Source organism: Corynebacterium tuberculostearicum SK141 (genome assembly GCF_000175635.1).
Classification (GTDB): Bacteria; Actinomycetota; Actinomycetes; order Mycobacteriales; family Mycobacteriaceae; genus Corynebacterium; species Corynebacterium tuberculostearicum_C.
In genome coordinates this window covers 19108-40018 of sequence record NZ_ACVP01000012.1, presented here as the reverse complement: position 1 = coordinate 40018, position 20911 = coordinate 19108, and the positions used below count along the sequence as shown (strand labels likewise).

General features: G+C 59.4%; 19 protein-coding genes. 8 read left to right on the top strand and 11 right to left on the bottom strand.

Annotated features, from left to right (window positions below; genetic code table 11):
• The first annotated feature begins 49 nt into the window (after positions 1–49).
• Entirely contained in the window at positions 50–292 is a 243-nt protein-coding gene (locus CORTU0001_RS03675; protein ID WP_050776581.1) for a hypothetical protein, read from the top strand.
• On the opposite strand, the gene nrfD is transcribed toward CORTU0001_RS03675, so the two are convergent.
• The 5 genes from nrfD to CORTU0001_RS03645 all read right to left on the bottom strand — a co-directional run bounded on the left by nrfD (position 289) and on the right by CORTU0001_RS03645 (position 7633).
• On the bottom strand, positions 289–1404 hold the full coding sequence (nrfD, locus tag CORTU0001_RS03670) for an NrfD/PsrC family molybdoenzyme membrane anchor subunit (protein WP_005327464.1): 1116 nt from the start codon (positions 1402–1404) through the stop codon (positions 289–291). The genes CORTU0001_RS03675 and nrfD overlap by 4 nt on opposite strands.
• A complete protein-coding gene (locus CORTU0001_RS03665; protein WP_005323573.1) occupies positions 1401–2459 on the bottom strand; it encodes a 4Fe-4S dicluster domain-containing protein in 1059 nt (352 codons plus the stop codon). Before CORTU0001_RS03665 ends, nrfD begins: the two co-directional genes overlap by 4 nt.
• The gene (fdnG, locus tag CORTU0001_RS03660; RefSeq protein ID WP_244262083.1) at positions 2460–5726 is read right to left on the bottom strand and encodes a formate dehydrogenase-N subunit alpha; all 3267 of its coding nucleotides are present in this window, start codon (positions 5724–5726) and stop codon (positions 2460–2462) included.
• A gap of 47 nt (positions 5727–5773) precedes the next feature.
• A complete protein-coding gene (locus CORTU0001_RS03650; protein ID WP_005327458.1) occupies positions 5774–6361 on the bottom strand; it encodes a pyroglutamyl-peptidase I in 588 nt (195 codons plus the stop codon).
• Between the two features lie 189 nt (positions 6362–6550).
• The gene (locus CORTU0001_RS03645) at positions 6551–7633 is read right to left on the bottom strand and encodes a thermonuclease family protein (RefSeq protein ID WP_005327456.1); all 1083 of its coding nucleotides are present in this window, start codon (positions 7631–7633) and stop codon (positions 6551–6553) included.
• 281 nt (positions 7634–7914) lie between these two features.
• Here CORTU0001_RS03645 and CORTU0001_RS03640 point away from each other — a divergent pair, with 281 nt between their 5' ends.
• Positions 7915–9276: a dicarboxylate/amino acid:cation symporter gene (locus tag CORTU0001_RS03640; protein ID WP_005327454.1), complete on the top strand. Its 1362-nt coding sequence runs from the start codon at positions 7915–7917 to the stop codon at positions 9274–9276.
• Positions 9277–9345: 69 nt separating this feature from the next.
• Here CORTU0001_RS03640 and CORTU0001_RS03635 read toward each other — a convergent pair whose 3' ends face one another.
• The 4 genes from CORTU0001_RS03635 to ychF form a co-directional block, all read right to left on the bottom strand.
• A complete protein-coding gene (locus tag CORTU0001_RS03635) occupies positions 9346–10275 on the bottom strand; it encodes a PRC and DUF2382 domain-containing protein (protein WP_005323579.1) in 930 nt (309 codons plus the stop codon).
• Between the two features lie 512 nt (positions 10276–10787).
• Positions 10788–11699: a cation diffusion facilitator family transporter gene (locus CORTU0001_RS03630; RefSeq protein WP_005323580.1), complete on the bottom strand. Its 912-nt coding sequence runs from the start codon at positions 11697–11699 to the stop codon at positions 10788–10790.
• 226 nt (positions 11700–11925) lie between these two features.
• Entirely contained in the window at positions 11926–12459 is a 534-nt protein-coding gene (locus tag CORTU0001_RS03625; RefSeq protein ID WP_005323581.1) for a type 1 glutamine amidotransferase domain-containing protein, read from the bottom strand.
• 130 nt (positions 12460–12589) lie between these two features.
• Positions 12590–13675, bottom strand: a complete 1086-nt coding sequence (ychF, locus tag CORTU0001_RS03620) for a redox-regulated ATPase YchF (RefSeq protein WP_005323582.1) — start codon at positions 13673–13675, stop codon at positions 12590–12592.
• Positions 13676–13722: 47 nt separating this feature from the next.
• Here ychF and CORTU0001_RS03615 point away from each other — a divergent pair, with 47 nt between their 5' ends.
• The 3 genes from CORTU0001_RS03615 (at position 13723) to CORTU0001_RS03605 (ending at position 17165) form a co-directional block, all read left to right on the top strand.
• Positions 13723–15192 carry an AI-2E family transporter gene (locus CORTU0001_RS03615; RefSeq protein ID WP_005327450.1) on the top strand — a complete coding sequence of 490 codons (1470 nt, stop codon included), beginning with the start codon at positions 13723–13725 and terminating at the stop codon, positions 15190–15192.
• A gap of 36 nt (positions 15193–15228) precedes the next feature.
• Positions 15229–16299 carry a DNA recombination protein RmuC gene (locus CORTU0001_RS03610; protein ID WP_034668173.1) on the top strand — a complete coding sequence of 357 codons (1071 nt, stop codon included), beginning with the start codon at positions 15229–15231 and terminating at the stop codon, positions 16297–16299.
• Between the two features lie 62 nt (positions 16300–16361).
• A complete protein-coding gene (locus CORTU0001_RS03605; RefSeq protein WP_005327448.1) occupies positions 16362–17165 on the top strand; it encodes a DUF6542 domain-containing protein in 804 nt (267 codons plus the stop codon).
• 65 nt (positions 17166–17230) lie between these two features.
• On the opposite strand, the gene CORTU0001_RS03600 is transcribed toward CORTU0001_RS03605, so the two are convergent.
• The gene (locus CORTU0001_RS03600; RefSeq protein WP_005327447.1) at positions 17231–18181 is read right to left on the bottom strand and encodes a 4-hydroxy-3-methylbut-2-enyl diphosphate reductase; all 951 of its coding nucleotides are present in this window, start codon (positions 18179–18181) and stop codon (positions 17231–17233) included.
• 141 nt (positions 18182–18322) lie between these two features.
• Between CORTU0001_RS03600 and xseA the strand changes: the two genes are divergently transcribed.
• The 3 genes from xseA to CORTU0001_RS03585 are packed head-to-tail and all read left to right on the top strand — an operon-like array spanning position 18323 to position 20223.
• Positions 18323–19564, top strand: coding sequence for an exodeoxyribonuclease VII large subunit (gene xseA, locus CORTU0001_RS03595; protein WP_005327446.1), 1242 nt, complete (start codon positions 18323–18325; stop codon positions 19562–19564).
• Between the two features lie 21 nt (positions 19565–19585).
• Positions 19586–19855 carry an exodeoxyribonuclease VII small subunit gene (locus tag CORTU0001_RS03590; protein WP_005327444.1) on the top strand — a complete coding sequence of 90 codons (270 nt, stop codon included), beginning with the start codon at positions 19586–19588 and terminating at the stop codon, positions 19853–19855.
• Entirely contained in the window at positions 19855–20223 is a 369-nt protein-coding gene (locus CORTU0001_RS03585; protein WP_005327442.1) for a hypothetical protein, read from the top strand. The genes CORTU0001_RS03590 and CORTU0001_RS03585 overlap by 1 nt, the downstream gene beginning before the upstream one ends.
• Here the strand turns inward: CORTU0001_RS03585 and CORTU0001_RS03580 are convergent.
• Positions 20207–20776: a DUF4245 domain-containing protein gene (locus CORTU0001_RS03580; RefSeq protein WP_005327440.1), complete on the bottom strand. Its 570-nt coding sequence runs from the start codon at positions 20774–20776 to the stop codon at positions 20207–20209. The two genes, CORTU0001_RS03585 and CORTU0001_RS03580, sit on opposite strands and share 17 nt — an antisense overlap.
• Between the last annotated feature and the right edge of the window lie 135 nt (positions 20777–20911).

Here is a 20911-nt window from a genome sequence, read left to right as displayed (position 1 = left end):
CTTTCCTCACCCTCGCCTCCATCGCCCTTGCCGGGGTGGGGCTGGTGGGGTGCTCGTCCGAGGGGGCATCGCCAATGAGTACTCCCCCTTCGAGTTCACCGCCGCTGACAGGCGCTTTTATTGCTCCGCCTGGCCGGTCGAAGAGTCAGTATCTACCACGTGCGTGACCACCGTGGGCGATGTAGCGCTGAACTACTACCTCCACCGTGATGGCCGCGACTCCGCGGCCGAGCAACAACGCATGGAAGACATCGGCGCGGAGCTCGCCCCCGCCCTGCAGGACCTGGACTAGTCCGGGCTCACCACATCGTGGTCGAGGCCCTGCTCGCGCCGGCGCTTTTCCGCCCGGCGCTTCTGCGGCCCGATGGTGGTCTCCGGGTTCTTCACCGCTTCCAAGCCGGCGTTGAGCACGCCAAAGCGCGTGCACGCCGAGCCAGCCAAGAGCGATAGCCCCGCAGCCACCGAGACCGCCCGCGACTTCGTCACCGCAGCCACCGCGCTACCGACACCGCCGGCTGCGATGAAGTATTCCGAAGCCTTCATCAACGCGCCCGGCTTACCCTGGTGCAGAGCTTCGCGCGGCTCCGGCTCCATGCCTTCCTCCAGCACCTTGGTCGCTGCCAGATCACTTGCTGCAGCGGCCATGCCCAACACACGGGCCGGTCCCGCGTGCTCGACCGGAGTGGTCACCATAGCCAGGCCTGACGACGCCGCACCTGCCGAGGAAACGAAGACATACGGCAGGTGCTTTTTCATGTCATTCCACACCGGGTTCGAGGTATTGGACAGCAATACCGCGGTATAGCCTGCGAGCGGACCACCGAGTACACCCGCGACCGCGCCCGCCGGCCCGGCCGACTTCTTCAGCGCCGTGCGCACGAATTTCGGCAGCGGCAGCTTGTGGCCAGTCGCCGCGTCCACTTCCGCGGCGGCAGGCAGCGCGGCCGCGCTGGCAAAGCCCGACAAAATCCACGAGCCCATGGACATTGGCGAGGTCACCTTGAAGACGCGGAACATGTTCAATGCGCGTTCCGGGCGGCCCAAATCCAGAATCAAAAAGACCGATCCCACGGCCGCCGCGCCAAAGGCAGAGATCCGCGTGGTGCGCCGCAGCGGCGCATTGCCGGCGGCCTGTGCACCAGCGGCCAAGAGCCCCGAGCCGCCGCTCACGCCACCCAGGAAGAAGTAGGCGCCGATGGGCCATTCCCACGGCGGAGCCTTCACCACTGGTCGGCCATAGTAAGACGAGAACTCGAAGTCCTGCGCCATGCGCTCCTCTTTGGAGCCGTCCTGCGCACCCGCGCCCGGCCGCTTCCGCTTCTTCTTCGGCTTTGTACCGTCGAACTTCCGGTAGCGATTGCGGCGCTCCGGCTGCGGTGGACGGTATTCATCAAAGTTGCTCATTTGCGTCCCCCAATCAGGAAGGAACCAGCCACGGCCAGCGCCATGCCGCCGATAGCCTTGGCTGCGGTCTTATACATCTGCGGCAAATCGGCCGTCGGCACGCGCGGATCCGGCGGCAAACCGTAGACCTCTGGTGAATCCAACAGCAAGAAGATGGAACCGGTTCCGCCCACGCCATCGTCCTGGTTGGCGCCGTAAAGGCGGGCCTCGGTAAGGCCTTGCTCGTGCAATACACGCACGCGTTCCTTGGCCGCGGCCACCATCTCCTCGTACGGGCCGAACTGAATGGAATCGGTAGGACAGGTCTTAGAACATGCTGGCTGTTCGCCCTGCTTCAGGCGGTCGTAGCACATGGTGCACTTTTGGGCCACGCCCAAGTTCTTAATCGGCATCGACTCGCCTGGCGTGTGGTCCGGCCCCTGCGGGGCAAGCTGCTTAAGCTTTTTCAGCACGTTCACGCCGGCATGGGAATTATCCACATAATCCACCGTGGCCGTCTTGTCATACTTCAGCGCCACACCGCCGTCATCGCGGCGCTCGATGACGCCAAACGGGCAGCCGGCCACGCAGGTACCGCAGCCATTGCACACATCATCTTGGACCACAACGGTGCCAAACTCGGTGCGGAACAGCGCGCCGGTAGGACACACGTCCAAGCAGCCCGCATGCGTGCAGTGCTTACACACGTCCGAGGACATGAGCCACCGGAACGTATCCGTATCCGGCGGGGTGGTATCAACCTCTGGGGCCTGCGCCCCTACCGAGGGCATACCCAGGGAAATGAGATTCTTTCCCTCCTCGCGGGCTTGCTCGATGCGGTCATTGTTTTGCTCCACAAAGGCCACGTGCCGCCAGGTATTTGCTCCCAGTGCGCCGGTGTTGTCATAGGAATCACCCGTGACGTCATAGCCTTCTACCGGGTTGCGGTTCCACTCCTTGCACGCCACCTCGCAGGCCTTACACCCGATGCACACGGAAGTATCGGTGAAAAAGGCCATACGGCGGTACTTGTCGTAGCCATGCCGGCTCGCATTTTCGGTCAGAAGATTTGTCATTTACTTACCTTCTTCGCTTTCCTCGCCCTTTTCGCCGTGCTCATCCACATCCGCGGGCTGCTGCGGCTCTGGGTTATAGGTGAAGGAATCATCCACGGTGAGCAGATCATTGCCGGAATCCAGGTTCAGGTGCGCGCGCTTCTGATATTCCTTGAGCATCTCCACACGAGCCTCGCCGCGCGGGCGACGGCCCGGCTGGATATCGCAGGCGCCGATCTTGGAATTCTGGATGAATACGTTCGGCTCCAGCGTAAGGCCCAGCAGATCATTGGCGCCATCGCCTGCAACGGCCGTGGAATCGGACTCGCCATAGTGATACGGCAAGCCGATCTGGTGGAACTCCTCACCGTTGATCTTCATCATCTGCATGCGGTCAGTGACCAAGACCTGTGCCTCAATCACGCCGCGCGGCGAGACGATGGTGGCCCACTTGCCGTTTTCCAAGCCACGCTTTTCTGCCAAGGCCTTATCGACCTCGCAGAAAAGGCCCGGCTGCAGCTCCGCCAAATACGGCAGGCGGCGCGACATCGCACCCGAGGTATACATCTCGGTGAGGCGATAGGTGGAAAAGACAAACGGGAACACCTCGGAGCCCGGCTCGCCAGGTTCTGGGCGCGACAGGTTGTCTGGGCGCTTAATGGTCAGGCGCGTCGGCGACTGCTGCTGCTTGTACAGCACGTTGTGCACCGGGGACTCGTGCGGCTCATAGTGGGTGGGCAATGGGCCGTCGGAAAGCCCGGTCGGTGCAAAGAGCCAACCGCGGCCATCTGCCTGCATAATGAAGGCATCGGTGCCATCGAGGGCGTCCGGGCCCACGGCGTCGACCGGAGCCTTGTAGTCCGGGGCCTTGGTAGCCGGGAAGTCCGGCACGTCATCGCCAACCCATTGACCCTGGTCAGCGTCCCACCACACATACTTCTTGCGCTCCGACCACGGAGTGCCGTCCGGCTTCGCCGAAGCACGGTTGTAGAGCAGGCGACGGTTGGCCGGCCATACCCAACCCCACTCGGGAGCTACCTCGTTTTGCTCCGACCCCGGTACCTTGCGCGCGGACTGATTAATGCCGTCCTTAAACACGCCGGTATAGATCCAGCAACCGCCCGAGGTGCTGCCGTCATTCTTCATCTCCACGAAGGCAGGCAAAAGCTCGCCCTTCTTCGGGCCCTCTAGGTAGTAGCCGTTGATCTCCTTGAGGACGTCCTCAGAATTCGGCTCGCCTTCCTCGGTTTCCACATAGTCCCACGTGACCTTCTGCAGAGGAATATCTCGCGGATCGGTGGAATCGCGCAGGCGTTCCTTAATCTTTTTGCCCAGCTGGTAGAAGAACCACAGGTCACTCTTGGCATCGCCTGGCGGCGGGGCTGCCTGGAAACGCCACTGCAACATGCGCTGCGTCTGGGTAAAGGTTCCTGCCTTTTCCACGTGGGTAGCCGCCGGCATCAAGAAGACCTCAGTGCCGATGTCTTCGGTCTTAAGCTCGCCGTTTTTAATCTCCGGCGAATCCTTCCAGAAAGAGGCGGTCTCAATCTCCTGGAAATCGCGTACGACCAGCCACTTCAGCGCCGCCAAGCCGCGGCGCTGCATGCCGCCATTGGACTGCGCGACGGCCGGGTTCTGGCCAAAGACAAAGTAGCCTTCCACCTGTTGATCCAACATGGCCATGAGCGTTTCATAGGTAGAATGCGCACCAGAAATGCGCGGCATGAGGTCATAGCCCCATCCATTGTCCTTGGTTGCCGCATCGCCCCAATAGGACTTCATCAGCGAGACTGCGTAGTTCTCACCAATCTGCCAGAAGCCCTTCTGCGACTCGTTACGGATTGCATCAACGAACTCTGGCCAGCTTTGCTTATCGACGCTCGGCATGGGCAAATACCCCGGCAACGAGTGGAACAACGTCGGGATATCGGTAGAACCCTGAATCGAGGCGTGACCGCGCAGCGCCATAATGCCCGAACCTGGGCGACCCACATTGCCGGTAAGCAGCTGCAAGATGGCCGCGGTACGAATGAACTGCGCACCCAGGGTGTGCTGGGTAAAGCCCAACGCATAGGCAAAGCAGGTGGTGCGATCCGGCGTGGAATTCTGCGCGATCGACTCCGCCAAGTAATAGAAGTCTTCCTGCGCAATACCGCAGGTCTCCTCCACTACCTCAGGCGTATAGCGCGCGTAGTGCCGCTTGAGAATCTGGAAGACCGAATTCGGATGCTCCAGCGTCTCATCGCGTTCTACATTCCATGACGCACCCTCCGGCTTCTGTACGTACTGCCACGAGTCCGTGACGTACTTGCCGGTCTCTGGGTCATAACCAGAGAACAGGCCGTCCAGATCTTCGGTGTCCTGGTAGTCCTCCGAGATGATCATTGGCGCATTGGTATACGCCACCACGTAGTCATGGAAGTACAGCTCGTTGTCCAGCAAGTAGTTAATGACTGCGCCCAAAAGCACCACGTCCGTGCCGCCGCGAATGCCAATGTGGCGATTCGCGAAGGCAGACGTGCGCGTATAACGCGGATCCACGTGAATGATGCGTGCACCACGCTTCTTGGCTTCCACCACCCACTGGAATCCCACTGGGTGACACTCGGCCATATTAGAACCCTCAATGACGATGCAGTCCGCATTCGCCATATCCTGCAGCGGTTGGGTTGCGCCGCCGCGGCCAAACGAAGTTCCTAGACTAGGAACAGTGGCGGAGTGTCATATGCGCGCCTGGTTCTCGAGCTGAATCGCACCAGCAGCGGTAAATAGCTTCTTGATGAGGTAGTTTTCCTCATTATCCAAGGTCGCACCGCCCAAACCGGCGATGCCCATCGTGCGATTGAGCGCACGACCCTCATCGTCCACATCCTGCCAGCCATTGCGGCGGGCTTCCAAGAAACGATCCGCAATCATTTCCATCGCGGTATCTTCATCAAGATCCTGCCACTCCGTAGAGTGCGGCGCACGATATTTGATCTTGGTAAGGCGCGTAGCGGAGTTGATCAACTGCTCCGACGCAGACCCCTTCGGGCACAGGCGTCCACGAGAAATGGGCGAATCCGGATCGCCCTCCACCTGGATGACGCGGTCATCTTTGACATATACGCGCTGCGAGCAACCAACCGCACAGTACGGGCACACCGACTGCACCACGCGGTCTGCTTCCACGGTGCGCCCATGCTTATCTTTACTCTTTTGAGACTGCGTATTGACGTCCCTTCCGAAGGGATCGCCACTGCGCAGCTGGCGCACAACCGGCCAGTTGAGAGGGCTAAAGCGAGACATGTCCTTTAATCTATATTTCACCGATTAAAAAAGCCACCAAGGCTACCCTAACTAGCTTGCACCGCCCAGAGTGCCCGCTTAATCCCCTCAACGATGTCCGCCAGCTCCATCATGGGCTTATCCGTTTTCTCCTGCTCTGTAATGAACGGGACGTGGACAAATCCTGCACGCACCCTCGTCGCTGCAAAGTGGTGCAGGAGACCATAGAGCAGCTGATTGCATACAAAGGTCCCGGCCGTATTCGACAACCGCGCCGGACTATCCTCCATTGCCGCAACCATTTCCTTTACGAGCAGCGTAGAGAAGTATGCCGCCGGGCCGCCTTCCACAACCGGTACATCCACCGGCTGATAACCCGCATTATCAGGAATATCGGCATCCATAACGTTAATCGCGACCCGCTCCGGGGTGATATGCGCCCGCCCACCGGCCTGGCCCAAACATACAATTGCATCGACCGCCGAGCCCTCCGCGGCCTCGATCGCCCGACGCAGCGATTCCCCGAACTTCGTCGGGATCACCAGCTTGATGAGCTCCGCGTCTCCAATGCGATCCGGCAGTTGCTGAAGCGCTCGTTCCGTGGGGTTGATGCTCTCTCCGCCGAAGGCGTCAAATGCGGTTACGAGGATTTTCATGCTGCCAGTATTCCAGATCCCCGGGCCCTCCCACCCCCTTCGCGCTCACCGGCAGCACCTAAATGGCGCTTCCCCTTGGCCCCGGTGAGCAGCAAGGGCGTAGGCCACAATCCCCACTCCCCTCGCGCTCACCGGGAGCCATACTCAAAGCACTCAGGGCCCTGCCCGTGAGCGCGAAGGGCAGGCTGCCTAACCAATCTGTTGCTTCGTAGTGCAGTCGATCTTCGCGTAGGAACGCCCTTTCTTATCCACGGACGTCAAGGCATAGTTTCCGCCATAAGCTCGGCACCCGGTGTAGTTATCGACCACCGGCGCCGGCTGAGGTGCCGGCTGCTGCTCGGGGGCTTGGTAGTCAGCCACCTCATCGTGCGTTGGCTGCTCCGCTACCTCTACTTCCGGCGCGTAGTGCTCCTGCTGATGAATCTCTTCTTGCCGCTGCTCTGCACGGCGGCGTTCTTCTTCCTGGCGCTCCTTTTCACGCTTCTCTTCCTCCCGCTCTTTCTCCTCCAACTTCTCGAGCCCTTCGCGGGCTTGTTTCTCCTCCCCCTCAAGCTCGCGTTCCTTCTTCGCGGCAATCTCCTTGGGAGCATCCGGATACGCTGCTTTCTGGAAGGTGCTTCGATCATCTTTGTGGCGAGTCAGAACCGCCAATCCGGCCTTCGCAGCTGCTGACTTGTCCAGTACATCCTCGTACCCTGCAATATCAGCTTCCCCGGAAGCTGCAAATGCTGCCGCTGCAGCTTCAGCGCCGCTAACCGCCTCGGCCATGTTCTTATCGCTGGAAACCTTGCACTCGTCTGAGACCCCAAAGATCCCTTCGCCGGCGTCTTTAGGGCCGCGTTCGGCATTGCGCACTTCGTCATAAAACTTGTCGTTTCCGCCAAATACAACCGCCGTGGCTAACCCTTCGGCCGCGACATCCGCGTTAATGAAGTCATCGTCGATAAAGACACCGGCAAGAGTGCGGCCGTACTTGTCGGTCCGCTCGGAGTCATATTCCAACCGAACCTCCGTCCCTTTTGGCAGCCGCCCTTCCAGGTACTGCTTCGCTTCCTCCGCGAGGCACTCACTCGGTTCGCCGTTATGGCCGATCTCCGGCGTATCAATATTAAGTAGCCGGACGCGGGTATTTTCGCCGTCTATGTCGACGTCAATGGTGTCGCCATCGATCACTCGGTTGACCACCACAGTATCTTCATCACCGCCGCCTAAAGCAACGGAAGCCACTGCGCCAACTGCGAAAATGCCAACGAGAGGTTTAACCCAGCCCATGAATGTTCCTCCTGAGAAAGATAGAGAGAGTAGCTATCTAAAGTTAGCAATGGGACACACGTGGTAGTTCAAGGTCCCTTCCCTTCGCGCTCACTGGCGTCGAAAAGCAAGCACAAAACCACCTCTCCGTGAGCGCGAAGGATGAGGTTGCGGCCACTGCATATAACTCGCACTTTGTGCCTATGGACGCAGAAGGAATAAGCTGAGCGATGTTGAAGTTGAACAGGACAGTATCTGGAAAATAGTCCGATCTGTCCATTTTTATTTTCAAAGGAATCTTTATGTCTCAACAAGAATCTTCGCGCTCCAAGCTTCCCGGCTGGGCCACGGGATTCGGTGCTCAGGTCATCGCGGGCCTCATCATCGGCCTCATCCTGGGCTTCATCGCCTCTGGCATGGATACCGACCCAGACAACCCGGGCTGGCTGACCACTCTGCTCACGGGCGTCGGCGGCGCCTACGTTCAGCTGCTCAAGGTGATGATCCCGCCACTCATCTTCGCCGCTGTTGTTACTTCCGTGGCTAATCTGCGCAAGGTGGCCAACGCCGCTTCCCTGGCAATTTCCACGCTTGTATGGTTTGCCATCACCGCATTCTTCTCCGTCTTGACGGGCATCATCGTCGCCGTCGTGATGAAGCCGGGCATCGGCACGAGCATCGATGCTTCCACCGCGCAGGATCCTTCCCACGTCGGCTCGTGGACCGCGTTCTTTGAGCAGCTTCTACCCCAGAACTTCGTGGGCCTTTCTGCCTCGCTTTCCGACGGCGAAGTATCCCTCAGCTTTGGCGCCCTCCAGCTCCTCGTCATCTCGCTGGCCATTGGTATCGCCGCCGTCAAGACTGGCAAGTCTGCCGAGCCTTTCCTGCGCTTTACCGAGTCCTTCCTGAAGGTCATTCAGGTCATCCTGTGGTGGATTATCCGCCTTGCCCCGATTGGCACCGCGGCCCTCATCGGCAAGGCCGTAGCTACCTACGGCTGGGATGCACTGGGCTCGCTGGGCAAGTTCGTCTTGGCCATGTACGTCGGCATGGGCCTGGTATTTGCCGTGGTCTACCCGGCAGTGCTGAAGTTCAACAAGATCCCGGTCATTGGTTTCTTCAAGCGCGTATGGCCTGTGACCTCCCTGGGCTTTGTCACCCGTTCTTCGATGGGCGTCATGCCAGCTACCGAGCGTTTCAGCGAAAAGGCTATGGGCGTTCCCTCCGAGTACGCTTCCTTTGCTATTCCGCTGGGCGCAACTACCAAGATGGATGGCTGCGCTTCCGTATACCCAGCCATCGCTGCCATCTTCGTCTCCCAGTTCTATGGCATCGACCTTGACTTCACCCAGTACCTGCTCATCATCTTCGTGTCCGTTATCGGTTCCGCCGCTACCGCAGGCACCACCGGCGCAACGGTGATGCTCACCCTCACGCTTTCCACGCTCGGCCTGCCGCTGGCCGGTGTTGGTCTCCTGCTTGCCATCGAGCCGATCATTGACATGGGCCGTACCGCACTGAACGTCACCGGACAGGTGCTGTGCGCCACCATCGTGGCTAAGCGCGCCGGCATCCAGGACAAGGCAACCTGGGATGCTGCCGAGAACGGCGTCAAGCACATTATGGATTCTGACTCGGCTGAGGCTATCGGCGTCAAGGCTTAAACCAGTCTCCTAAATAAGGCAAAAGAAACGCCCGCAAGGTATTCCTTGCGGGCGTTTAGCTATGCGCTTTTACTTCTTGAGGCCGTCAACACCATCGGTGTCGATCTGCTCCTTGCGCAGCTCCTCGGTGTGAGTCTCGGTGTCGCGAACGGTGTCCTTCTTCAGGTTGATCTTCTCAACCGGAACGGTTTCCTTGTTCACGTTTACGCGCTCCTCGTGCAGGGTGACGGAAGCTTCCTCGGAGTCACCGGAGATGGTGCCGTTGTAGTTCTTGGCATCCTCAGCGCTGATCGGGGTGCGCTCGACGCTAACCTCTTCACGCTCAACCGGAACCTCAACGGTCTCGGTGTCGGTCACAACGTACTTGCGCAGGCGAGCCTCACCGGTAGCCACGCGCTCCTTGTTGACGTTGAGCTGCTCCTCGGAACGGATGAGCTCGCCATCGTTGTTGGTGCGTGCAGCTGCAGCGTCATCAGCTACGCCAGCCTTGCGCTCGGTAGCAGCGGCGTCGGTGGTGTGGGTAGCTGCCTTCTTCTCATCAGCGTGTGCACCAGCAGCGCCTGCACCTGCAACACCTGCGCCAGCACCAGCAGCGCCGGCACCTGCGGTCAGGTTGTGATCCTTGTCAGCGCCAGCCTGAGCGTCACGCTTGGAGTCAAGGTTGGAATCCTTGTAGTCGGTAACGTCGTGTGCGTTATCCAGACCGTAGTGCTTGAAGATATCGGACTGTGCCTCAGGGGTCAGCGGCTTATCGGAGTCGAAGTCCGGAGCATCCTTGATGCGGTCCTTGGAGAAGCCCAGCTTCAGGTCATCGCCGGAGAAGTCGTGGCCGCGCAGCGGAACCAGGCTGGAGTTCATGCCGAACAGGCCGTGGTTAACCTCAACGAAGGTAGGCTGGCCGGACTGGTCATCAACGAATACCTCGTTAACGTCGCCCAGCTTCTCGCCGTTCTTGTCGTATGCGGTTGCGTTAAAGAGGTCCTTAATGTTCTTACCCATTGTCAGTAAATCCTTTCTGCTATTGGTATAGCTATCTTCAACCAAACAAAAGGACATTTTCTACCCCCGACACGTGGAGTATGGGGGTGAAAATCTCCAATTGATTGCTGTAACAACCACCATACGGAGAAATCAAAATTTTTCGACCGGCAGACAAAAATTTTCTAAATTTCGTTCACCGAAATCAGGCTTCATGCAGCTCAGAACGGTTGGTAACAGTTCTATAACATTGGAAAATCTGCACCATAAGCGCCCGAATTGAGGAAACCGGATGTCGATTCCCTCGCCCGTAGCGCCCTAGACACACCCCTTCACGATCTTCAAATCGTCCACTGTTCACCACACCCCGAAATGCGGTGACAACTACCCCACAGGATTCTTTAACGAGGGTGTACTTTTATCCCAGTATCCACAGGCGGTGCACAGGCCCGTACACCCGAACGGGCCTACACACATATTGGTCTAGTACACATACACCACAGTGATGGGCAGCAAACTTAGAAGATTAAGCCTTAGCGGAATAGGTACGGACGCCGATTTTCCAGGCCCGCTGGTTCCACATGAATGATCGCACTGCAGCCTGGGTACAGCTCGTCGAGGGCAATTTCCACTGAGTCTGCAACCTCGTGAGAGTGCATGACGCTCCACTCCCCTGGCACCTCCATGGTCAGGTACACCAACCGCTGGCGGCCAGAGGCCACGGTGCGACGATCCGTGAAGTTTACCGAGTGTTCCTGCTCCAGCCGAGCTAGGAGCTGCCTAATGTTCTGACGCTCGTCGTCGGGAAGCGCCTCAGAAAGCAGGCTACTCACCGAATCGCGCAGGAGGCTATAGCCTGTCCACAAGATATTGATGCCCACTGCGAGCGCCACTACAGGATCCAGCCACCACCAACCAGTAAGGAATACGGCGGCGATGCCTATAAGGACGCCTACGGAAGTCCAGACGTCGGTAAGCAAATGGTGCCCATCCGCATCCAAGGTGGCGGACCGGTAGCGCTTACCTGCACGGATGAGCGCGATGCCCACCGCGCCGTTGAGCACGGAGGAAAGCGTTGACAACGCCAAGCCCCAGCCCGGCTCTTCAATCGGCTGCGGAACAAAGAAGCGTTGGATCGCCGTGTACACGATCATGCCGGCCGCAATAAAAATCATTGCGCCCTCTACCAAGGCGGAGACGTACTCGGCTTTGCCGTGGCCAAACTGGTGGTTATCGTCGGCCGGCTTAGAGGCAATCCGGAGGGCATAAAAGCCGGCGACGGCCGCGACGAGATTCACGATGGATTCGAAGGCATCGGAGAGGAAGCCCACCGAGCCCGTAAACCACGCGGCCAAGGCCTTGAGGAGGATGGTAGCCACTGCGGCGGCGATGGATAGCTGCATGAAGCGCTCAAGAATGCGCTGTTCTGAGCCCATGGAGGACATAGTCACTTCTCCCTTCGGTTCGGTTGCGGACCGAAGGTCTCGTTCACGGCCGCGGGCACTGCGGGCGCTGGCTGGCCGGGCTAAACGCCAGTATGTCGACCAGTCATCTCAGAATTAACCGAGGGAACTACTCCCCTTCAGGAAACCCCAACTTTATAGGGCAGGTGACACCGGCGCAAGATCGAAAAAGCCACGGGAAACTCCCGTGGCTTGAATTCGTGAAGCTTTAGTGCTGGCCCTCTGCAAACTCTTCTACCAGCTTGGCGTTAAAGGCTGGCAGGTCATCTGGAGTGCGGGAGGAGACCAAGCCCTGGTCGCAGTGAACTTCCTCATCTACCCAGGTGGCACCTGCATTGCGCAGGTCGGTCTGCAGGGACGGGAAGGACGTCAGGGCGCGGCCCTTGAGGGCTTCAGCATCAGCCAGGATCCAAGCACCGTGGCAGATAGCGCCGAGCGGCAGATCCTTGCTCATGTGGTTGCGCACGATTTCCACCGCGGCCTTATCCAAGCGGATGAGGTCGGCGTTATCGGTACCGCCAGGCAGAATAATGCCGTCGAAAGACTCGCCGGTGGAGTCAGCGGTAGCGGCGTCTACGGAAATCTCCGTGCCGTTTTTGCCGGTAATGGTGCCGGCCTTTGGAGCGAGGACACGCACGGTAGCGCCGGCGTTCTTCACGGCCTCTAGCGGGGAGGTCAGCTCAGAGTCTTCGAAGCCATCGGTAGCGATGATGGCAATGGTCTTATTATCTAGTTCAGCCATGTTGCAGCCTGCTTTGTTCGAGTACGCCGCCCACGGTAACGCGGAAGTTTCGTCTTCGCTACCTTCTCTTGCGCGCGAGTGGGCGGCGCCTTCTCCCTCTGACAAAGGGCCGGTTCCAAGCGGTGTGGAATTAGCCGCCGATCTTAAAGTCGCACACGTCGCCGTCCTGCATGATGTAGTCCTTACCCTCTTGGCGGACCTTGCCATGCGCACGAGCCTCAGCCATGGAGCCAGCGGCTACAAGGTCATCGAAGGAAACGATCTCGGCCTTAATGAACTTCTTTTCAAAGTCGGTATGGATGACTCCGGCTGCCTGCGGTGCGGCAGAGCCCTGCTTAATGGTCCACGCACGGGCCTCCTTCTCCCCGGCAGTGAGGTAGGTCTGCAGACCCAAGGTGGCAAAACCTGCCTTAGCCAGGGTGGCTAGGCCCGGCTCATCTTGGCCTACAGCCTCGAGCAACTCGCGGGCTTCGTCTTCTTCTAGCTCGAGCAGCTCGGTTTCGGTCTGCGCATCGAGGAATACGGCCTCAGCCGGGGCGACGAGCTGGCGGAGTTCTTCCTTCTTAGCGTCGTCGGTAAGCACTGCTTCATCCGAGTTAAAGACATAGAGGAAGGGCTTCGCGGTCATCAGGTGCAGATCGCGCACGAGGGAGAGGTCAATCTCGCCTTCCTTCGCTGCGGCGAAGAGGGTGCGATCATCTTCCAGGATCTCCTGGGCCTTCTTGGTTGCTTCCACCTCGGCGGCCAAGTCCTTATTCTTGCGCGCATCCTTTTCCAGGCGCGGCAGGGCCTTTTCGATGGTCTGGAGGTCCGCAAGAATGAGCTCGGTATTAATAACGGAGATATCGTTGCGCGGGTCAACCTTGCCATCGACGTGAATGACATTGTCATCAGAAAAGGCGCGCACTACCTGGCAAATGGCGTCTGCCTCGCGGATATTGGCTAGGAAGGCGTTGCCCATGCCTTCACCCTGCGAAGCGCCGGAGACGATGCCGGCGATGTCCACGAAGGACACGGTGGCAGGAAGGATGCGCTCAGAGTTAAACATCTCCGCCAGTTGGGTCAGGCGGGAATCCGGCAGCTCCACCAAGCCCACGTTGGGCTCGATGGTGGCAAACGGGTAGTTGGCCGCCAGGATCTCGGAACGGGTCAGGGCATTAAACAAAGTGGACTTGCCCACATTGGGCAGGCCGACGATTCCTAGTGTAAGACTCACGGGGCCAATCCTAACGCACCCGCCTTCTTTTAAGGCAAGATGGTGGGGTGAATTCTGATAACCAACCGCTGCCCGATGACCCCCAAGCGGGCCTGGGCGATAAGTTTGATGAAAGCTTCGACACCAGCAAGCTGGAGGATGTATCCCCACATCCGCCGGGCGATCAGGTAGACCGCTCCGTCATCGCCGGCGAGGTGGTTAAGGCCGCATCTCTATGGGCCGTTCGCCTGCTCATCATCTGCGTTTTCCTCTACGCCCTCTACCGTTTGCTGGGCAACTTCTGGCAGGGCCTTTTGCCAGTTCTTTTGGCCCTTATTATTTGCACCGTTCTGGCGCCAGTGGCGAAGAAGCTGCGTAATATTGGCCTTCCCGCCGCGTTGGCGGCCGCCGTAACCATTTTGGTTTCTTTCACGGCTGTTGGCGGCCTCATTGCGTTTGTTGCCCCAGATTTCATGCGGCAATCCCGGTCCCTGTATTTGCAGACGGTCTCCGGCATCCAAAGCCTGCAGCTCTGGGCCCAAGGCCCGCCGCTTAACCTCGATAGCGATGACATGAGTAGCTACATCGACGAGGCGGCGTCCTGGCTGCAGCAACGTGCCGGCGCCATCGCAGGCTCGGTCTTTACCGGCATCGGCACTGCTACCTCCATCCTCGTCACCCTCTTCATCGTCCTGGTGCTGACCTTCTTCTTCCTGAAGGACGGCGCAAAGTTCCTTCCCTGGCTGCGCGATGCCACGGGCAAGCGCGCCGGCTGGCACCTCACTGAGCTTCTTACCCGCGCGTGGGCGACACTGGGCGGCTTCATTCGCGCGCAAGCAATTGTCTCGCTTGTCGACGCCGTCTTTATCGGCGTCGGCCTCGCCCTCATCGGTGTCCCTTTGGCCATGGCTTTGGCGATCATCACCTTTATTGCTGGATTTATCCCCTTCGTCGGCGCGATTGTGGCCGGCGCCCTCTCCGTCACCATCGCGTTGGTCTCCCTTGGCGTCACCAAGGCTCTTCTCGTCCTCGGCCTGGTGTTGCTGGTCCAGCAGTTGGAAGGCAATGTTCTTTCGCCCTGGCTGCAGTCCAAGGCCATGGACCTGCACCCGGTCATCGTCCTGGTTTCCGTGACGGTAGGCTCGGCTCTCTTTGGCCTGATAGGTGGCTTCCTCGCGGTTCCCGCGGCCGCTATGTTTGCGGTGGCCTACCGCTACGGCCAAGACATGATGAAGCTACAGTCAGGCGAAAAGACCGCCGCGGATCTGGACTTTTCTACCGTGGCTGGTTATCTCATCGGCCGCTACACCGAAGACCAAGGGCGTTATAAGCGCGAGGCATGGCTCAAGATGCCGGACTATGCAGCCCCAGAAGGCGCGTTTGCCGACGTCTCCGCGGACGGCGATTCCAATTCCCTCGACGCCGCCCTCAACGTGGAGTCCACCCCCAAGAAGCATGAAAAGCCCGGCATGCGCGCAAACCTGCGCCGCGCCCGCGACGCCTTCGAAGGCCTTTTGAACGGAGATTCGAAAAAATAGTGGGTCGTGTCGGCGGCGCGTGCCATGCTGGAAACCATGACTTCCACTTTGCCCGTGCTGCTACTTTTTATCGGCCTCATTCTCGGCGCGGTAATGGGCTGGTTAGCACATTCCTACTCCGCTACCCGCTCCGCGCCGAGCGCCGAGCACCGCGCGCTGCAAGACTCGCAGCGCCGCCAGGCCGAGCTCCAGCCGCTAGAAAAGGCCATGGACCGCTTGGGATTTCAGCTCCAAGAAATTGAGGAAGACCGCACCGCGCTGCTCGCCTCCCTCTCCAGCCAGGTGCAGGCGGTGACCCGCACCTCCTCCCGCTTGACCGAACGCACCGACAAACTTGTGACCGCTCTGCGCTCACCCAATGTGCGTGGCCGTTGGGGCGAGGTGCAATTGGAGCGCGTGGTTGAGCTCGGCGGTATGACCAAGCATGTGGACTTTGATTGCCAGGTCTCCGCCCCATTGGGCGGGCGCATCGTCCGCCCTGACATGCTCATCAATTTGGCCGGTGGCCGCCACATCATCGTCGATGCCAAGGTTCCTTTTACCTCGTACCTTGACGCCCTAGAAACCGATGACCCGGAAGAACACGCCGGCTTCCTCCGCCGTCACGCGCATTTAATGCGCGGCCATGTCCAAGCACTATCGCAGAAGGACTATATTGAGGCGTTTCAACCAACGCCCGAGTTCGTCATCCTCTTCGTTCCCGCTGACCCTTTCCTTGATGCCGCGCTATCGGTGGATCCGGAACTTATCGAGTACGCCTTTGAACGCAATGTAGTCATCGCCACCCCCAGCTCGCTTTTTGCCCTCCTGCGCACGGTGGCCATGGGGTGGCACCAGGAAGACATTTCCGCCAAGGCTAAGGAGGTCCAGCGCTTGGGGCGCGAACTGTATACGCGCCTAAATACACTTTCTGATCACTACGGCAAAGTGGGCCATAACCTGGAAAAGGCAGTCGAGGCCTATAACGCCACGCTTTCCTCGCTTGATTCCCGCGTGGGCGTCACCGCCCGCAAACTGCATGAGATGGATATCCCGGGCCGCACGGACCGCACCCCGCGGGAGCCCTTGCCTATCGATACGTGGCCGCGCGGAAATTCGGCACTATAAATCCGCCGCTTTAGTGCGTGGAAATAGCCATGGGCTTGTGGCAACCGGTAGGATCTTCCGACGTGTCACAAGCCAAGCAAAGAAAGTCCTCCGCCGCCCAAAGCTCCGGTCTCCCCAGCATCTCGCTGGGCAAGGGCCTTGGGCTGCTCGCGGCACTCTTGCTCACGGGCGCGTTGATTTCCATCCTGATGGGTTCCATCGGGTGGGCTTACCTCGCGTTCCTTGTCATCGGCTCGCTGCTGGTGGCGCTCATCGTAGAAGAACGCGGCCTCTTCCTCACCGTGGCTTCTATCCCCATTGTGTATGCCATAACGGTGGGCGTGGCCGGTTTCTTTATCACCAAGGCCAACTTGCCAGACGGCGCATCGGCGTTTTCCAAGACGGCGATCGTCACCGCGGCGTTCCCCCTTGTCCAGAGGTTCCTGTGGCTCCTCATTGCCTTCGTGGGTGCGGCAATCATCGCCTGGCTGCGCTGGGCACGCTATCGCAAGACGGCCAAGCGCACCGCCGCAATGGAAACCGCTTCCCGCCGTGCCGACGCCGAACAAGACCGACGCAACCGCGAGGAACGCCTATCGGTTGCAGACTTGATGGCGCGCGATAAGCCGGCAAAGCAACCTAAGAAATCGCAAGCCGCACCGCAGCGCGCCCGCGCCTCGCACACGTTAAAGAAGTCACGCCCCGCGCCCAAGGATCGCCTGCGTGGGCGCGACCGTGAAGAGCGCCGCCGAATGCAACAAGAGGAACGCGACAATCCGCTGCGCCCGGATCCAGCCCGGCGCGCTGGCGATTCCGTCCCGGCGTCTCAGCAGGAGAAGGAACAGCCTAAGCAAGGCTGGGACGATAACCTCTACGACGAGGATTAAAGCAAAAAGAAAGGCCCGTTTCCGGGCCTTTCTTTCGTTTTCACCGCCGTATAGGCGAACGCTACTTAGGTGCGTGCTGGGCGCAGGTCGCGCGGTAGGGCGAAGGTAATCGTCTCGGTAGAGGTAGTTACCTGCTCTACGTCGCTATAACCGCGCTCGTCTAGGAACTCCAGCACTTCGCGTACCAGCAATTCAGGTACCGAAGCACCACAGGTTACGCCGACGGTCTGGACGCCTTCCAGCCAGGCTTCGTCGATTTCCTTGGCAAAATCCACGAGGTGGGAAGCCTTGGCGCCTGCCTCCAGCGCCACCTCAACCAAGCGCACCGAGTTAGAGGAGTTCTTAGAGCCCACCACAATCATCAGGTCGCACTGTGGGGCGATGGCCTTGACGGATTCTTGGCGGTTTTGGGTGGCGTAGCAAATATCGTCTGAAGGCGGGTTCTCTAGGTGCGGGAAGCGCTCGCGCAGCTTATTGACGATGGTGATGGTCTCATCCACCGATAGCGTGGTCTGGGACAGCCAGATAAGCTTCTCATCCTGCAGGGACTCTGGCAGCTTGGCGACGCCCTCGACGCCATCTACGAGGTGGGTGACCTCGGGTGCTTCGCCGGCGGTGCCTTCTACTTCTTCGTGGCCTTCGTGGCCAACCAAGAGGATGTGATAGCCATCGCGCTGGAAGCGCTGGGCTTCCTTGTGCACCTTGGTCACCAATGGGCAGGTGGCGTCCAAAGTAAGCTGCTTGCGCTGCGTTGCCTCTGCGCGCACGGCAGGGGAAATACCGTGGGCGGAGAAGACTAGGTGGGCGCCTTCTGGTGCCTCAGAGGCCTCGTCGACGAAGATGACGCCGCGTTCTGCCAGAGATTCTACGACGTAACGGTTGTGCACGATTTGTTTGCGTACATAAATGGGCGCGCCGTACTTTTCCAGCGCCTTTTCTACGGTCTCGACCGCGCGGTCCACGCCTGCGCAGTATCCGCGCGGGGCCGCGAGGAGAACATTTTTACCATCAGTCATGGCTCCCAGAGTATCGAAACACTACGCAAAACAATAGTGGGGCCTAACGTCACCTTTCTGGCTACCCCGAGCGGGGCAATAGACCGCGCTGGCCCCTAAACTAGACGGAAGAACACGGCAGACTGAAGAAAGGGAGGCTGTGTGAATCAACCGGCAAATACTCCGGATACTCCCTGGCCCGTTGGCAAGGTCAATGACCAAGTCAAGGGCTGGATTGAGCGCCTGGGTTACCTGTGGGTAGAGGGTCAGTTGACCCAAATTAACTTCAAGCCCACCTGGAAGCTGTCCTACCTCACTCTGCGTGACGTACAGCAGGAAAAGTCCGTGCAATTGACTTGCCCATCATCGATGTTGCAGTCATTGTCTGCACCGCTGAAAGACGGCGACCGCGTCATTGTCCACGGTAAGCCCGCCTTTTACGCTGGACGCGGATCCTTTTCACTGTGGACCACCGAAATTCGTCATGTGGGCATTGGCGATCTGCTTGCTCGCATTGAAAAGCTGCGCCAACAGCTAGCTGCTGAAGGCCTTTTCGATCCCGCACGCAAGCGGCCCCTCCCCTACCTGCCACACAAAATTGGGCTGATTACCGGACGCGGCTCGGCTGCAGAGCGGGATGTGATGGCGGTTGCCCACGACCGCTGGCCGGCGGTGCAATTCCGCGTCCTCAATACCGCGGTTCAGGGTGCGAATACCGTACCTGAGGTTATTGATGCGCTCCAGCAGCTTGATGCGGATCCTGAGGTGGACGTCATCATCATCGCCCGTGGCGGCGGCTCCGTGGAAGATCTGCTGCCCTTCTCGGAAGAAGCACTGCAACGCGCAGTAGCAGCAGCAGGCACCCCGGTAGTCTCTGCCATTGGCCACGAGCCGGATAGCCCAGTACTCGATAACGTCGCCGACCTGCGCGCCGCCACGCCTACCGACGCCGCAAAACGCGTCGTGCCCTCTGTAGCCGAGGAACGCGCCATCGTCGCAGAGGCTCGCTCTCGCATGGCGGCCGCACTGCGCGGCTGGGTGGAAAGGGAACGTCGCGGCCTCGACAATATTCGTTCCCGGCCTGTCATGGCAGACCCGATGACCCCTATCCGTGCGCGCCGCGAGGAGGTGGAGCGAACCCGCGCTACCATGCGGCGAGAAATTGAAGTCATGGTGGAGCGGGAAACCCGCCACGTGGAATCGCTGCGCGCCCGCATATCGGCGTTGGGACCGTCGGCAACTCTCGCCCGCGGATACTCCATTGTTCAGGTAGTGCCCAAGGACGGTTCCGGGCCCGAGGTTGTCACCTCTTATAAGCAATCCCCGCCTGGCGCTCAACTGCGCATTCGAGTGGGCGACGGATCTATTACCGCAGTTTCTATGGCCTCCCAGGCCGCCGATTAATCACCAACCGAGGAGAAAATCATGTCCGATGACACCATTGGTACCGGCCAGCCAGGCCAGGATGCTTTTACCCCAGTAGAAGAATTGAGCTATGAGCAAGCCCGCGATGAGCTCATTGAAACCGTGAAGATTCTCGAGCTTGGGCAGATGGGCTTGGATGAGTCGCTGAAGTACTGGGAGCGCGGCGAAGCCCTTGCCCGTGCGTGCGAGGCGCACCTCGACGGCGCGGCGAAGCGTGTGGAAGACGCGCTCGATAAGGCCGAGGACGCAGACGCTGAAGGAGACGAGTAGTGCAGATCTATGGTTATCCAGGCGAGCGCGTGGATTTTGTGTCGAAATCCGCGGCCGCCGGTTCCATCATGACGGGAGATTCCCGAGATTTCGTAGAAGAATTCTTCGGTCCTGCACACACCCGCGACGATAATGAGGTGAGCTACTTCTCCCGATCCGTGGTGCTGCGCTTTACGGACGACAAAGTACGCGAAATCGCCGTTTATCCGCAGCGCTCGCAACGTGAGCGCGTCGATGTCTTTGTAGGAAAGACACGCCTCAGCGGCCTGGATGCGGAGGCTTTGGCGGAGGTTATTGCCCAGGCCGGCGACGGTCTTAGCGCCACCGCCGCGGAAGAAGGCTTGGGCGAGGTTATTTTTCGGCTATAGGTGCGGCGTCGATAAACGCAGCGGTAGCAGCCTCAAAGTCACTGTCGTCCGCGGCGCCGGAAATGATGAGGCGGGCATCGCCCAAATCCGTAACCCACAGGCGGCGCACGGAATCATCGTCGCTTTCTAGCACCCGCACTTGGTGCCCCTTGACCTCGCGGGCGGATTCGATGCCGCGGTAGTTGGCATCGTACGCCTCGCCTGCCTTATCGGCCGCGACCTGCGTTTGCGTAGATTCCACAAACCCTTGGTCAGCGGTCACCCAACTGACCACGGTGGCGTTCTCGCCGCCCATATCTACGCGGCGGGCAGCATTGGCCTCCCAGCCCTCCGGCATTTCGGGATTGCGAATTGCACCGACCCCTGCGCGGGCTTGGGTGTTTAGGAAGGTTTGTTCATCCACTTCCTGCACCGCTCCCTGCTGGGTTTCGGAGTTAATTGAACACAGGCCGGTCGCTCCCACGGCGAGCAGCATCATAATCACCACGACGGCGAGGGACAGGGAAATATCCTTCGCGCCTTCAAAAATCTTTGGTCTTTCTTCTGCAGCCACGCGCCTTAGTATCGCACGGCCTGCTTTCAAAAAGCCACACGGCCCCTTTTGCCCCGAAAGATCTGTCAATCCCCCACAAATGGGGCGCAAAATCGAACCCATTAGAGCAAAAAAGTGCGAGAATGGAAAGGTAGA

Coding starts and splice junctions, on each gene's coding strand:
- CORTU0001_RS03665 (WP_005323573.1), bottom strand. CDS start 2,459: ATGACAAATCTTCTGACCGAAAATGCGAGCCGGCATGGCTACGACAAG.
- CORTU0001_RS03590 (WP_005327444.1), top strand. CDS start 19,586: ATGTCCGATGACACCATTGGTACCGGCCAGCCAGGCCAGGATGCTTTT.
- CORTU0001_RS03630 (WP_005323580.1), bottom strand. CDS start 11,699: ATGTCCTCCATGGGCTCAGAACAGCGCATTCTTGAGCGCTTCATGCAG.
- CORTU0001_RS03635 (WP_005323579.1), bottom strand. CDS start 10,275: ATGGGTAAGAACATTAAGGACCTCTTTAACGCAACCGCATACGACAAG.
- CORTU0001_RS03625 (WP_005323581.1), bottom strand. CDS start 12,459: ATGGCTGAACTAGATAATAAGACCATTGCCATCATCGCTACCGATGGC.
- nrfD (WP_005327464.1), bottom strand. CDS start 1,404: ATGAGCAACTTTGATGAATACCGTCCACCGCAGCCGGAGCGCCGCAAT.
- CORTU0001_RS03650 (WP_005327458.1), bottom strand. CDS start 6,361: ATGAAAATCCTCGTAACCGCATTTGACGCCTTCGGCGGAGAGAGCATC.
- CORTU0001_RS03610 (WP_034668173.1), top strand. CDS start 15,229: ATGACTTCCACTTTGCCCGTGCTGCTACTTTTTATCGGCCTCATTCTC.
- CORTU0001_RS03645 (WP_005327456.1), bottom strand. CDS start 7,633: ATGGGCTGGGTTAAACCTCTCGTTGGCATTTTCGCAGTTGGCGCAGTG.
- CORTU0001_RS03600 (WP_005327447.1), bottom strand. CDS start 18,181: ATGACTGATGGTAAAAATGTTCTCCTCGCGGCCCCGCGCGGATACTGC.
- CORTU0001_RS03640 (WP_005327454.1), top strand. CDS start 7,915: ATGTCTCAACAAGAATCTTCGCGCTCCAAGCTTCCCGGCTGGGCCACG.